We start from the raw sequence: 13,341 nt of genomic DNA, 5'->3' as shown, positions 1-13,341 counted from the left end.
GCCCACAGCATGTGATACGCCGATGACGTTTCAATGACATTGATGTTCCGCGCGGAGCCGCGTCAAGGCGGCAGGACGCAGCAGGAGCTGTCCGATCAGGCGTTGCGCAAGAGTTCCGCGGCCAGCGCCCGGGTGACCGGCCGGCCGAGCCGCAGCGCCTCGGTATCCAGGAGCTCAACCGCCTGGCGAGCAGCGGCATAGGAGCGCTCGATCCGGGTGGCGAGGTAGCTCACCACCGTCTCGTCGATGCTCAATTGGCGGTCTGCGCAGAATTTGACGATCAGGCCACGAAACAGCAGGTCATCCGGCGGCAATAGCGAGACGACGGGTGCGGCGCGCAGCCGCGACCGGAGATCGCGCAGTTCGATCTCGAACGCCGCTGGTGGAACGCGTCCCGTGATCAGGACGAAGGCTCCATCCTCGCGCGCCAGGTTCAGGAGGTGAAACAGGGCGCGTTCGTCGAAGTCGGCAGGCCTCAGATCCTCGACCACCAGCGCCCCGGTGGCGAGTGCGCCGGGAACGGCAGCGGCGTCAAGCGCATGTGCCGAGATCGAGCGCGCGCCTGCCTGTTCGGCCCAGATGGCGGCGAGATGGCTCTTGCCGGAGCCCTCCGGCCCGGCCAGCAGCATGATGCGGTTCGGCCAGTCGGGCCAGCTTTCGATCAGCGAGAGTGCGGCTTCATTGGCCGGACCCTCGAGGAAATTGTCGCGCGTCAAGCTCTCCGCATGCGGCAGCGCAAAGGCAAGCTGACGAGGTTGAACGCGAACTGCCACGCAAATCTCCAGGCCGGGATCTTGCAGCCTTCATAGCGTTTTCGAGCGAAAGGCTGCACCGGATTTGATCCGGGGTGGGCACCGGCTTGCGAGAAGAAAGCGCGTTAAAACAAAAGAGCAACCTAGCGCGCTTCGATCGTGCTCATGTGCCGCACCCACTCGATGAGATAGAGCGAGACGGAAACCAAAGTAAAGACCGTAACAAAACCCATCAGGATCACGTCGTAGGGCGCCGGCTTGAAGTTGAAACCGAGCGACGCCAGTACCAGCGCCGCGAACGCCACCTGTGCCACCGTATTGAGCTTCGACACCATCAAGGGCTTCATCGGGATCGGCTTGTCGAACAGCCATGACACGATCACGGCTGTGACGATCATGATGTCGCGCGACACCACGAGGATGACAAGCCAGCGCGGCACCGCACCCCAGATGCCGAGCGCCACGAAGATCGAAACCAAAAGTGCCTTGTCAGCAAGCGGGTCGAGCAGGGCGCCCAGTTCACTCGACATGTTGAAGCGCTTGGCGAGAAACCCGTCGACGGCGTCGCTGACCCCTGCAATGACGAAGATCGCGAAGGCGATTTCCATCTGGCTGGAAACGATCGCCCAGACGATGACTGGCACCAGGATGATGCGCCCCAGCGTAATGATATTTGGAATGCTCAACTCGGTCGCTTCCCGGCTCCCGGCCTAGATCCGGCCCCTGGCGGGTTTAGCCGGCTGTTATCTACATAGTATATGCGCCGAGCGCTTGCGAGCCATTGCAGGATCGTGGAATTCCTCGTAACCAGCCGTCATCATACTGGAATTGGGCATGAACGACCGCAAAAACGGGCTGACCTACGCGGATTCGGGGGTCGATATCGATGCGGGCAACCGCCTGGTCGATCTCATCAAGCCGATGGTGCGCGCCACCGCCCGGGCCGGCGCCGATGCCGAAATCGGCGGTTTTGGCGGCCTGTTCGACCTCAAAGCGGCGGGTTTCAAGGATCCGGTGCTGGTGGCGGCGACCGACGGCGTCGGCACCAAGGTCAAGATCGCAATCGAGACCGGCCTCCATGGCGGTATCGGCATCGACCTGGTCGCGATGTCGGTCAATGACCTCGTCGTGCAGGGCGCGGAACCGTTGTTCTTCCTCGACTATTTTGCCTGCGGCAAGTTGGACCCCGAGGCCGCGGCGGCCATCGTGGCCGGCATCGCCGAGGGCTGCCGGGAGTCCGGCTGCGCCCTGATCGGCGGCGAGACCGCCGAGATGCCGGGGCTCTACAAGGATGGCGATTACGACCTCGCAGGCTTTGCGGTCGGGGCTGCCGAGCGCGGCACGCTCCTGCCGAGCGCGGACATTGCCGTGGGCGACGCCGCGATCGGACTGGCTTCGTCCGGCGTTCACTCCAACGGCTTTTCGCTGGTCCGCAAAATCGTCGCACAATCCCGCGTGGCTTTCGATGCGCCGGCGCCGTTCTCGCCGGTCATGACGCTGGGTGGCGCGCTGCTGGCGCCGACGCGGCTCTATGTGAAATCTTGCCTCCGCGCGATCCGCGAAACGGGCGCGATCAAGGGGCTTGCCCACATCACCGGCGGCGGCTTCACCGACAACATCCCACGCGTGCTGCCAAAGCACCTCGGCGTCGGCATCGATCTGGCGCGGCTGCCGGTGCTGCCGGTATTCAAGTGGCTGGCGGAGCAGGGCGGCATCGCCGAACTCGAATTGCTGCGCACCTTCAACTGCGGCATCGGCATGGTCGCCATCGTCAAGCCTGATGCTGTCGAGAAGGTGACGGAGATCCTGGCTGAAAGCGGCGAGACCGTCGCCTTGCTCGGCGAAGTGATCCCGGCTGCTGGCGAACATCGCGTGGTCTACAACGGCCATCTCGATCTCGCGCAATGAAGCGCCGGGTCGCCATCCTGATCTCGGGGCGCGGGTCGAACATGGCCGCGCTGATCGATGCGGCGAAGGCTGCGGATTTTCCGGCCGAGATCGTCGCCGTCATTTCCAACCGGGCCGATGCGCCTGGGCTGGAGAAGGCAGCCGCGAGCGGCATTCCGACGAGGGTCATCGAGAGCAAGCCGTTCGGCAAGGATCGCGCGAGCTTCGAGGCGGTCCTGCAGCGGACGCTGGAGGAAGAAAATGTCGAGTTGATCTGCCTGGGCGGATTCATGCGGCTGTTCACCGCTGACTTCGTGCAGCGCTGGTACGGAAGAATGCTCAACATCCATCCCTCGCTGCTGCCATCCTTTCCGGGTCTCGATCCGCACGGGCAGGCGTTGCAGGCCGGGGTCAAGATCTCGGGCGCGACCGTGCACTTCGTGATTCCCGAAACCGACGCCGGCCCGATCGTGATGCAGGGCGCGGTGACAGTGACCGACGACGATACGGCAGAGACGTTGTCGCAGCGCATTCTCGGCATCGAGCATCGCATCTACCCCGAGGCGCTGCGTTTGCTTGCGAGCGGAAAACTTCGCCTCGAAGGCGACATCTGCAAGGTCGCGGACGGGGCCGACCGCGACGGTACCCTGATTTCGCCGCGGACGATCTGATATTATCCGCCGGTGTGCGCGAACGAGCGCGACAACCGCGCTCCGCAAGATACATCGAGGTTCCATGATCACGCTCTATGGCTCCGGGCCCAATTTCGGCCTTCCCGACGCAAGCCCGTTCGTGACCAAGGCTGAGACCTTGCTGCGAATGTCGAAACTGCCGTTCAAAAAGGCGTTGATGAGCTTTTCGAAAGCGCCCAAGGGCAAGATTCCCTACATTGAGGATGATGGCCAACTGCTCGGCGATTCCACGCTGATCCGCTGGCATCTCGAAAAGAAATACGGCATCGATTTCGACCAGGGCCTCAGCGCCGAGCAGCTCGCCATCTCCTGGGCCTTCGAGAAGATGGCGGAGGACAATCTCTACTGGGCCAGCGTTTACTTCCGCTGGATGATTGAGGACAATTTCCGCAAAGGTCCGGTCAATTTCTTCAAGGGGGTGCCGGCGCCGGTCAGGCCGGTCGTCGTTTCGATGATCCGCCGCCGCCTGCGCAAGACGCTGCACGGCCAGGGAATCGGCCGTCACTCCGAGGACGAGATCACCGCGATCGGAATCCGCTCGATCGACGCGATGGCGGCCTATCTCGGCGACAAGCCATTCTTCATGGGCAGGGAGCCCGCCGGCATCGACGCCACGATGTTTGCTTTCGCGGTCAGCGCGATTTGTCCGCTGTTCGAGTCGGATTTGCAGCGGGCGGCTGCAAGCCATGCCAACTTACGGCGGTATGTCGGCCGAATGACCGCGCGATTCTATCCGGAACTCCGCGAGATCGCTGGCTGCGAGGCGGCGGCGTGAATTCCAGGGCAAGGCGCAAACAAATCCCCCGGCGATGCCGGGGGTAATCAGCGTGGATGAAGTCTAGGTGACCTTGAGGTTTTCCGCTGATGTCTTGCCGCGGTTTTCGACAAGGTCGTACTCGATGTGCTGGTTCTCGTTGAGAGTACTGAGTCCTGCACGCTCGACGGCCGAGATGTGGACGAACACGTCCTTCTCGCCGACCGCCGGCTTGATGAACCCATAACCCTTGGTGGGGTTGAACCACTTGACGGTGCCCTTGTGCATCGCCATCGCCTGTCTCCAAGTTTGGTCTAGATACAAAAAAGACGCGGTCACGTTTTCCACGTGCCACGCCACAAACGGGCTTCCCGGTAGCTGCTAGATTTCCTGCTCGCGAAACGCACAGTCGAACGGCCTGAATCCGATTGCGCTTGGGATTGCAACACGAAATTTGGACGTTCGCAAGGTTCTGGCGGGCTTCCGGAAATCGTTCTGGTGTCGCGGGCTGTGGCAGCCGAACCACAGCAGCGCGTATTCGGCAGCGCGCCGATTGACCGGTTGCACGAACTAGGGGCAAATCGTTACGGTTTATCGGCATTTGCGCATTTTTCGGGCTGGCGCTTTCGCCCTCTGGAATGGACTACATGCGCGGCTCACGGCGGCCTTCGCGAGCATGGACAATCGGAACCGGGCAGGCGCTTGCATGTCTGGCCGCGATTGCGTTCGCTGTCATCTCCGCCATGTCCGCCGCCCACGCGCAATCGCCGACGCCCACGCCCACCCCGACACCCACGCCTTCGCAGACGCCTAGCCCGACTCCGACCGTGATCAATTCGACGGTCTCATCGGGCGCGACGCTGACCAATCTCGGCAGCAATTTCCTGGAACGGCTGGGCAGCCAGTCGAGCAACGGCTTCAATCGCCTGCAGCGAACCAATCCCGGCGGCGGCGGCGCCTCCGAGAGCATGGAAGCGCCGCGCTACCAGACCTGGTTCGAAGGCTACGGCAACTGGACCAAGAACGGCGCGGTCGGCGAATTCGTCGGCGACAGCAGAAAGACCTGGGGCGGCGTGGCAGGCATTGGCGCGCGGGTGATGCCGGGCATCAATGTCGGCTTTTCCATCGACCAGAGCAGCTCGGCGATCGACATTCCGCTGGCGCTGCAATCGGCCACCATCGACCTGACTCAGCTCGGGTTCACGGCCTCCGTCGATAGCGGGCCGTGGACCTGGGCCAGCGCGGTCGTGCATGGTTTTGGCAACATCAATTCGCGCCGAGACACGGGGCTCGGGATTGCGGCCGCCGGATACAATGCGCGGCTCGACGGCGTGTTGAGCGAGATCAGCTATTACTGGTCCAAGGACCAGGGCCGCGTCGTGCCCAAGGCCGCACTCGAATATGTCCGCGCGCGGACCGGATCACTGCAGGAGATCGGAGGCCTCGATCCCGTGGCGGCAACAGGCGCCACCGTGCAGCGCGCGCGGCTGCTGATCGGCGCGGAGATCGGCCATTACTGGATCTTCGACGGCAAGATTCTCGACCTGTCGGGCTACGGCAAGTTCGTCGATAATGTCGTGCAGAATTTCTCCGACGTCACCGTCACCCTTGGCGCCCAAAGCCTCACGCTGCAGGGCATCGGCGAGAGCCGGTACGGCGCCGATGCCGGCGCCTCGGCATCGCTGAGCCTGACCAATACCGCGCGGCTCTACGTCAACTACGACGCCAAGCTCCGGGCCGCGGTGCAGTCGCATCAGGGCACGGTGGGGCTTGAGTTGAAGTGGTAGCCCAGTTCGTGTCCCGGACGCGGCGCAGCACGCAGTGATGCGCCGCAGAGCCGGGACCCATGGCTCGCGGCATATGGACCCCGGATCAGCAGCGCACCGCTTCGCGCTGCGCAGCATCCGGGGAGCGCGAGAGTCTACGCCCGGTCGACCCGGATAACTCGGCCTTTTTCTATCGCGAGCGCCAGCCGGCCGTGCTTCAGCGCCAGCGCCGCTTCGCCGAACAATTCGCGGCGCCAGCCGTGTAATGCAGCGACGTCGGCATGGTCGTCGGCGGCGATCTGGTCGAGATCGTCGACGGTAGCGATCACCTTGCTGGCGACGGCGTGGCGTTCGGACGTCATCCGCAGCAGCACTTTCAGGAGCTCGACGGTCGCGGCGCCATTCGAACTGCCGCGCGGTTTTTCGATCTTTGGCAAGGTGGAGTGATCGCGGGCGAGGCCGCGCTGCACGGCGGCGATGATGTCGCTGCCCCATTTGGAGCGGTCAAAGCCTTTCGGCAGCGAGCGCAGGCTGGCGAGACGCTCCAGTGAGGTCGGCGCGTGGGTCGCGATGTCGCCGACTGCGTCGTCCTTCAGCACGCGTGAGCGCGGCACGTCGCGGCTTTGCGCTTCCTGCTCGCGCCAGGCCGCGACTTCCATCAGCACCGCAAGCTCCTTCGGCTTGCGGACCCGGCTCTTGAGCCGCTCCCAGGCGCGCTCGGGGTGGAAATCGTAGGTCCTTGGCGAGGTCAGGACTTCCATCTCCTCGCTGACCCAGTCGCTGCGGCCGCGCTTCTTCAAATCGGTATCGAGGGCGGCAAAGACGTCGCGCAAATGGGTGACGTCGGAGATCGCGTAATGCATCTGCTCCGGCGTCAGCGGCCGGCGCGACCAGTCGGTGAAACGGTGGGTTTTGTCCGGCCGGTGGCCGGTGACGCGCTCGACGAGCTGGTCATAGGCGATGCTGTCGCCATAGCCCAGCACCATCGCGGCCACTTGCGTATCGAAGATCGGATGCGGAATGGTGCCGGACTGGTGCCAGACGATCTCGATATCCTGGCGGGCGGCGTGGAATACTTTCAGCACCGCCTCGTTGCCCATCAGATCGAAGAACGGCTTGAGGTCGATGCCGGGCGCCAGCGTGTCGATCACGACGGCTTCGTCCGCGCTCGCCATCTGCACGACGCAGAGCAGGGGGTAGTACGTCGTCTCCCGCAGGAACTCGGTATCGACGGTGATGACCTTGTGTTGGGCGAGCCGGGAGCAGGCGGCGGCGAGGTCGGAAGTGGTGGTAATCAGATCCATGAACAATCCATGACGCGTCGGACAGGCGTTCTGCCGAAAACGCTGATATGTCAAGGGTGTCGCGGAGGATTTGAGCCTTGCATTTGAGCCTGAGCACGGCTTTTTTGCGTCGTCTTGAGGGCCGGCGACGCCCGGCAACGCATGCGGCACGGTTTTGATCGGTCGACCGGGCGGCGGCGCTGTGTAGGATGGGTGGAGCGAAAGCGATACCCATCATATCGGGGCGACGGTGATGAGTTTCGCCAAGGGCTCAACCACTCTACGTGATCACTCGTAGCGCACGTGCCGCGACCGCCGACGGCCCGACGGGATCGCGAGCACGACGAGGCAGAGCGCAATCATCACCAGTCCCACGAATTCGAAAGCAAAGGCGTCCACGGCAATTCTCCCCAGTAAACCGTTAGAATTGCGGGGAGCGCGTTGAGCGTTTGTTAATTTGTGGAACCGTGCAGGGAAGCGCGTCGTCGGATGGTGGATGGCTGCTTAAGGAGTTGGGTTAACGGCAGTGTGTGTAGGATGGTAGAGCGAAGCGAAACCCATCAGCATCACGCGAGCTAGTGATGGGTTTCGCTCTACCCATCGTACGGTTCTGTTTGGCGGGCCGTGAGCTCTCACCACGTCATTGCGAGCGAAGCGAAGCAATCCATAGCGCCACAAGGAGATAGATTGCTTCGTCGCTGCGCTCCTCGCAATGACGTGGAAAGATCAGCGTCTTTACGTCCCGCAGAATGTCCGCAGCACGCGTTGGTCCGGTAGTGGCGGATCGGCGTAGGCCGCGAACTCGGGCTGATCCTCGTACGGCTTCGACAGCACCGTCAGCAATTCCTCGAACGGCGTATAGTCGTTGTTCACGGCGGCGGCGATTACGGCTTCGACGCGATGGTTGCGCGGGATGAACGCCGGATTCACCGAGCGCATTGCGGCCTGCCGCTCGGCGGCGGATTGCGGCTCGTCGGCGAGGCGTTGGCGCCAGCGTGCGGCCCACTCGTCGTACGCGGCGGGATCGGTGAACTGATCGCGCACCTTGTTCTCGGCGGGATCACCCGCAGCATCAGCGAGGCGACGGAAGGTGAGGGTGAAGTCGGCGGTGTTCTTCGCCATGGCGTCGAGCAGGTCCTGGATCAAGGCTTCATCGCCGTCGCGCGCGGTGAACAGGCCGATCTTTTTGCGCAGGCCTGACTGATAGGCGGCGGTGAATTTGTCGGCGAATTCGCCGAGGATGAACTGCGCCTGTTCGATCGCCTTGTCTTGCTCGTCGGCAAACAGCGGCAGCAAGCATTCGGCGAGCCGCGTCAGATTCCACAGCGCGATGCGCGGCTGGTTGGCGTAGGCGTAGCGGCCCATCTCGTCGATCGAGGAGAACACCTGCGCGGGGTTGTATTCGTCCATGAACGCGCACGGGCCGTAGTCGATGGTCTCGCCCGAGATCGAGGTATTGTCGGTGTTCATGACGCCATGGATGAAGCCGACCAGAAGCCAGCGGGCGACCAGATCGGCTTGGCGGGCGACGACGCCTTCGAGCAGCGCGTGATAGGGACGCTCGGCCTCGGCGACATCAGGATAGTGCCGCGCGATGACGTGGTCGGCGAGCTTGCGCACGCCGTCGGTATCGCCGCGCGCTGCGAAGAACTGGAAGGTGCCGACACGGACGTGACTGGCGGCGACACGCGTGAGCACCGCGCCGGGCAGCATGGTCTCGCGCATGACATTCTCGCCGGTGATCACGGCGGCGAGTGAGCGGGTGGTGGGAATGCCGAGCGCAAACATCGCCTCGCTCACGATGTATTCGCGCAAGACCGGTCCAAGCGCGGCGCGGCCGTCGCCCCGGCGCGAAAATGGCGTAGGCCCGCTGCCCTTGAGCTGGATGTCGCGGCGGACGCCGTCCTTGTCGATGACTTCGCCGAGCAGGATGGCGCGGCCATCGCCGAGCTGGGGCACGAACTGGCCGAACTGGTGGCCGGCATAGGCCATGGCGATCGGGTCGGCGCCCTCGGGCAGGCGCTTGCCGGCGAGGATTTCCGCCCCTTCGGGACTCTCCAGCACATCGGGATCGATACCAAGGTGGACGGCCAGCGCCCGGTTCAGCTTGATCAGCCGCGGGGCGGCGACCGGGGTAGGGGCCACGCGGGCGAAAAAGTTCGCCGGCAACGCCGAATAGGTGTTCTGGAATGGGAAATGAATGGTCATGGCTTAAAGATAGGCGCGGCCCCGGAATAGGCAAACGGTCCAGATGCGGGCTCGCCGAAATGGCCGTTTTGACCCGAAAACAGCCCCGCCATTGGTTGCCGCCCCCGGCTGCGTCGGGTAAACCCCTCCGCAACTTCGGGCCGGCTTTGGCCCCCGATTATCAACCTCCGACATCTGTTTTTTTGGGACTTCCATGCATCGCTACCGGTCACATACATGCGGCGCGCTCCGCGAGAGCGACATCGGGCAAACTGCCCGTCTTTCCGGCTGGTGCCACCGTATCCGCGACCATGGCGGCGTGCTGTTCATCGATTTGCGCGACCATTACGGCATCACCCAATGCGTGGCCGACCCGGATTCGCCGGCGTTCAAGGACGTGGAAAAGTTCCGCTCGGAATGGGTGGTGCGGATCGACGGCAAGGTGCGCCGCCGCCCTGAAGGCACCGACAATCTGGAACTGCCGACCGGGAAGGTCGAGGTTTACGTCAGCGAGATCGAGGTGCTGGGTCCGGCCGGCGAATTGCCGCTGCCGGTGTTCGGCGAGCAGGAATATCCTGAAGACATCAGGCTCAAGTACCGCTTCCTCGACCTTCGTCGCGAGAAGCTGCACCAGAACATCATGACCCGCGGCGCCATCGTCGATTCCATGCGCCGGCGGATGAAGGAGCAGGGGTTCTTCGAGTTCCAGACCCCGATCCTGACGGCATCCTCGCCGGAAGGCGCGCGCGACTTTTTGGTGCCGTCGCGCATTCATCCGGGCAAGTTCTATGCGCTGCCGCAGGCACCGCAGCAGTACAAGCAGCTCCTGATGATGAGCGGCTTCGACCGCTACTTCCAGATCGCGCCGTGTTTTCGCGACGAGGACCCGCGCGCCGACCGCCTGCCGGGCGAGTTTTATCAGCTCGATGTCGAGATGAGCTTCGTCACGCAGGAGGACGTGTTTGCGGCGATGGAGCCTGTTGTCACCGGCGTGTTCGAGGAATTTGCCAAGGGCAAGCCGGTGACCAAAGGCTGGCCGCGGATTCCGTTTGCGGAAGCCTTACGCAAGTACGGCACCGACAAGCCGGACCTGCGCAACCCGATTGTGATGCAGGACGTCTCCGAACACTTCCGCGGCTCCGGCTTCAAGGTGTTCGCGCGGATGCTGGAAGACCCAAAAAACCAGGTCTGGGCGATTCCCGGACCAACCGGCGGTAGCCGCGCGTTCTGCGACCGCATGAACTCGTGGGCGCAGGGCGAGGGTCAGCCCGGCCTCGGCTACATCATGTGGCGCGAGGGCGGCGAGGGCGCGGGACCGCTCGCCAACAACATCGGCGCGGAGCGGACGGCTGCGATCCGGGGGCAGCTCGGCATGAAGGAGGGCGATGCCGCCTTCTTTGTTGCCGGCGACCCGGAAAAATTCTGGAAGTTTTCAGGTCTGGCCCGCACCAAGGTGGGCGAGGAATTGAACCTGATCGACAAGGACCGGTTCGAGCTTGCCTGGATCGTCGACTTCCCGATGTACGAGTACAACGAGGAAGACAAGAAGGTCGACTTCTCGCACAACCCGTTCTCGATGCCGCAGGGCGGCCTCGATGCACTTAACGGGCAGGATCCGCTGACCATCAAGGCGTTCCAGTACGACATCACCTGCAATGGCTACGAGATCGCCTCCGGCGGTATCCGCAACCACAAGCCGGAAGCGATGGTGAAGGCGTTCGAGATCGCGGGCTATGGCGAGAAGGATGTCGTCGAGCGTTTCGGCGGCATGTATCGCGCGTTCCAGTACGGCGCCCCGCCGCATGGCGGCATGGCGGCCGGCGTCGACCGCATCGTGATGCTGCTCTGCGGCACCACGAATTTGCGCGAAATCTCGCTGTTCCCGATGAACCAGCAGGCCGTGGACCTCCTGATGGGCGCGCCGTCGGAGGTCACCACAAAGCAGCTCCGCGAGCTTCACATCCGGCTCAATCTGCCGGACAAGGGATAGGCACGCGACGGCTCAGAGCGCCGTCGCGGCCTCCAGCCGAAACTGCGACAAGGCAATGAGCGGATCGGTCTGAAGCAGATGGAATAGCTGCATAGCCGGAATCTTGCCGAGCGGTGTAAGCTTGATCGTGAGGGTTGTCCCCGGCGTCTCGATGAAGCGCGCCAGCGAATCCACCACCGCCTCTGCATCGGGATTACTGGCCGCCGTTTTGGCACCGCTGTCCCTGACATCCTTGACGATCGCCTGCCGCGCCGCGTCGCGGCTGATGTTCTGCATCCGGGCATAATGGGCGACCGCGCGATCAACGACACCGAGATCGCGCACCGTGAGTTCGATTCCGCCGGCCTCGATTTGCGTCGCCATGGCGGCTGCCTGAAGCGGATTGATCGAGAACACCTCGCGCGGCACGTTGGCGAGCGAAATTCTTGCCGACGCTTTCAGCATGCCACCAAGCTCGACCGTTGCCGGCTCCAGCACGAATGAGCGTGATGCTTCGGTCCACGCCGTACCGAGATCGAGATCGAGCGCCAACTTGTCGAGGCCCGCGGCAATCAGCATTCGCTGGCCGGGATGCGTCGCGTCGAGCGGACCGGACATCTTCGCGATCAGCCGTGCCTTGCTCGGAATCGGTCCGACGAACTGCCCCCAGTCCAAGCTAACGAGGTCGACATTGATCGGCTTGCCGGTGTTCTTGTAGGGGGCAGCGAAGCCCTTGAGCTCGGCGCCCTCGAGCAGCGCGATCATGCCGAGCGCCTGGTCGGCCGGCGGCTGTTGCGTCGGGTTTGAGAACTGCGCGGTCATGCGCAACAAGCCGGCGACATCGACGCTCTTGAGCGCGAAGCGGGCGAGCTTGACCGGACCCTGCGGCGTCCGGCCGTCAAAACCCTCGACTGCGAATTCGCCCGTCTTTCCGTTCTCCAGACTGAAGCGCATCGACGCGAGCTTGAAGCCGCCCTCCGGTATATCCATCGAAATGCCGCGTATCTCGGCATTTCCGATGCGCACGCCCTCGTAGATTTTGGCCGCCTGCTCCATCATTTCGCGCGCCTGCGCCGGCGTGGGCTGGGCAGTGCCGGACGGCATCGTTGCCAGCAGCGCAGCCAACTGCAATCGCGAGGGCCGCGCCCCGATATCGTCCGCCGTCAGCCCCTCGATACGCAGCGCCGGACCTTGCCCTGAGTTGATCGTATAGGCACCGGCACTAATCTGCCGGTAGACGCGGTAGTATTGGTCGTCATTGGTGCGCTGCGGATCGAGGATGGCTGCGGCGGCTAGCGTATCGACGTCCTGCGCAGCAAGATTGGCCAGGTCTCCGGTCACCTTCTCGGGCTTACCCTTCGGTTGCGTGGTCCCTGTGAATGTCATTCGGTCGATAGTGACAGCGGCGATCCTGCCGGCCTTCATGTCGCGCAGCGTAAGGTTGGAATAGGCGAATTCTCCCTTCCCCAGCGCCGGGTTTCCGGAGTTCATGGTACCCGCAACGGTGGGTGCCGTGATCGAGGAGGCGGTGACCGCACCAAACTGTTCGATAAGCAATCGATACAGATCTATCGTCGAGGAGGACGCCGGTGGCCGCGGCAGGCTTGCCGGACCGGAAAAATCCTTCGCCGCGATCCGCGGCACCTTATAGGTGACTTGCCAATCTGCCCCTGCCGGCATGCTGGCATTGATTTCGAGGTCGATCGCGTCAATCGCATCGGCCGAGAATCGCGTCGCATCCGGCTGATCGACGCCTGTGGCTGTGATGCTGGCAATCTTCACGCGAACCGGGGGCTGCGATGCCGATTCAGTCGCGATATCGTCTATCCTGAGCGTTCGGCTCTTCAGGTCGAACGACACCTTGCCGTGGCTGGCCTTGCCGCCGGTGGCTCTGATCTGCTCGAACGCGGCCTCGACCTCGCGCGCGATTCGATGCTGGGTGTAGAACTCGAAGCCGAAGAAGCCGCCCACCGCGATCACGACCGCGGCGACCAGACCCAGCAATATCTTTACCATTAGTTGTGCTCCGGTCGCCGACGTGGCGGGGGGGC

General features: G+C 63.4%; 11 protein-coding genes. 5 read left to right on the top strand and 6 right to left on the bottom strand.

The window, feature by feature from the left end; genetic code table 11:
* Positions 1-95: 95 nt before the first annotated feature.
* Both RX328_RS27850 and RX328_RS27845 read right to left on the bottom strand, forming a co-directional pair.
* Complete coding sequence (locus tag RX328_RS27850) at positions 96-773, bottom strand: DnaA ATPase domain-containing protein (RefSeq protein ID WP_213247661.1); 678 nt, start codon at positions 771-773, stop codon at positions 96-98.
* A 122-nt stretch (positions 774-895) separates the two neighbouring features.
* Positions 896-1,438, bottom strand: coding sequence for a CDP-alcohol phosphatidyltransferase family protein (locus tag RX328_RS27845; RefSeq protein ID WP_213247659.1), 543 nt, complete (start codon positions 1,436-1,438; stop codon positions 896-898).
* A 148-nt stretch (positions 1,439-1,586) separates the two neighbouring features.
* On the opposite strand from RX328_RS27845, the gene purM reads away from it, so the two are divergent.
* The 3 genes from purM (at position 1,587) to RX328_RS27830 (ending at position 4,106) form a co-directional block, all read left to right on the top strand.
* Entirely contained in the window at positions 1,587-2,660 is a 1,074-nt protein-coding gene (gene purM / locus RX328_RS27840; protein WP_213247657.1) for a phosphoribosylformylglycinamidine cyclo-ligase, read from the top strand.
* Positions 2,657-3,310, top strand: coding sequence for a phosphoribosylglycinamide formyltransferase (gene purN, locus RX328_RS27835; RefSeq protein WP_213247655.1), 654 nt, complete (start codon positions 2,657-2,659; stop codon positions 3,308-3,310). Before purM ends, purN begins: the two co-directional genes overlap by 4 nt.
* Positions 3,311-3,374: 64 nt before the next feature.
* Positions 3,375-4,106, top strand: a complete 732-nt coding sequence (locus RX328_RS27830; RefSeq protein ID WP_213247654.1) for a glutathione S-transferase family protein — start codon at positions 3,375-3,377, stop codon at positions 4,104-4,106.
* A 63-nt stretch (positions 4,107-4,169) separates the two neighbouring features.
* Here the strand turns inward: RX328_RS27830 and RX328_RS27825 are convergent, their stop codons facing one another.
* Positions 4,170-4,373 (bottom strand): cold-shock protein, encoded by a 204-nt coding sequence (locus RX328_RS27825; protein WP_171580371.1) that lies wholly within the window; start codon positions 4,371-4,373, stop codon positions 4,170-4,172.
* 539 nt (positions 4,374-4,912) lie between these two features.
* On the opposite strand from RX328_RS27825, the gene RX328_RS27820 reads away from it, so the two are divergent.
* Positions 4,913-5,872 (top strand): autotransporter outer membrane beta-barrel domain-containing protein, encoded by a 960-nt coding sequence (locus tag RX328_RS27820; protein WP_409410730.1) that lies wholly within the window; start codon positions 4,913-4,915, stop codon positions 5,870-5,872.
* 134 nt (positions 5,873-6,006) lie between these two features.
* On the opposite strand, the gene rnd is transcribed toward RX328_RS27820, so the two are convergent.
* The gene (rnd, locus tag RX328_RS27815; RefSeq protein ID WP_213247652.1) at positions 6,007-7,155 is read right to left on the bottom strand and encodes a ribonuclease D; all 1,149 of its coding nucleotides are present in this window, start codon (positions 7,153-7,155) and stop codon (positions 6,007-6,009) included.
* Positions 7,156-7,869: 714 nt separating this feature from the next.
* The gene (locus RX328_RS27810; RefSeq protein ID WP_213247651.1) at positions 7,870-9,342 is read right to left on the bottom strand and encodes a protein adenylyltransferase SelO; all 1,473 of its coding nucleotides are present in this window, start codon (positions 9,340-9,342) and stop codon (positions 7,870-7,872) included.
* A gap of 193 nt (positions 9,343-9,535) precedes the next feature.
* On the opposite strand from RX328_RS27810, the gene aspS reads away from it, so the two are divergent.
* Positions 9,536-11,311 carry an aspartate--tRNA ligase gene (aspS, locus tag RX328_RS27805; RefSeq protein ID WP_213247650.1) on the top strand — a complete coding sequence of 592 codons (1,776 nt, stop codon included), beginning with the start codon at positions 9,536-9,538 and terminating at the stop codon, positions 11,309-11,311.
* A 12-nt stretch (positions 11,312-11,323) separates the two neighbouring features.
* Here aspS and RX328_RS27800 read toward each other — a convergent pair whose 3' ends face one another.
* Positions 11,324-13,306, bottom strand: coding sequence for a hypothetical protein (locus RX328_RS27800; protein WP_213247648.1), 1,983 nt, complete (start codon positions 13,304-13,306; stop codon positions 11,324-11,326).
* Positions 13,307-13,341: the final 35 nt, after the last annotated feature.

Source organism: Bradyrhizobium sp. sBnM-33 (assembly GCF_032917945.1).
Classification (GTDB): Bacteria; Pseudomonadota; Alphaproteobacteria; order Rhizobiales; family Xanthobacteraceae; genus Bradyrhizobium.
This window is presented reverse-complemented; position numbering and strand designations above follow the sequence as displayed.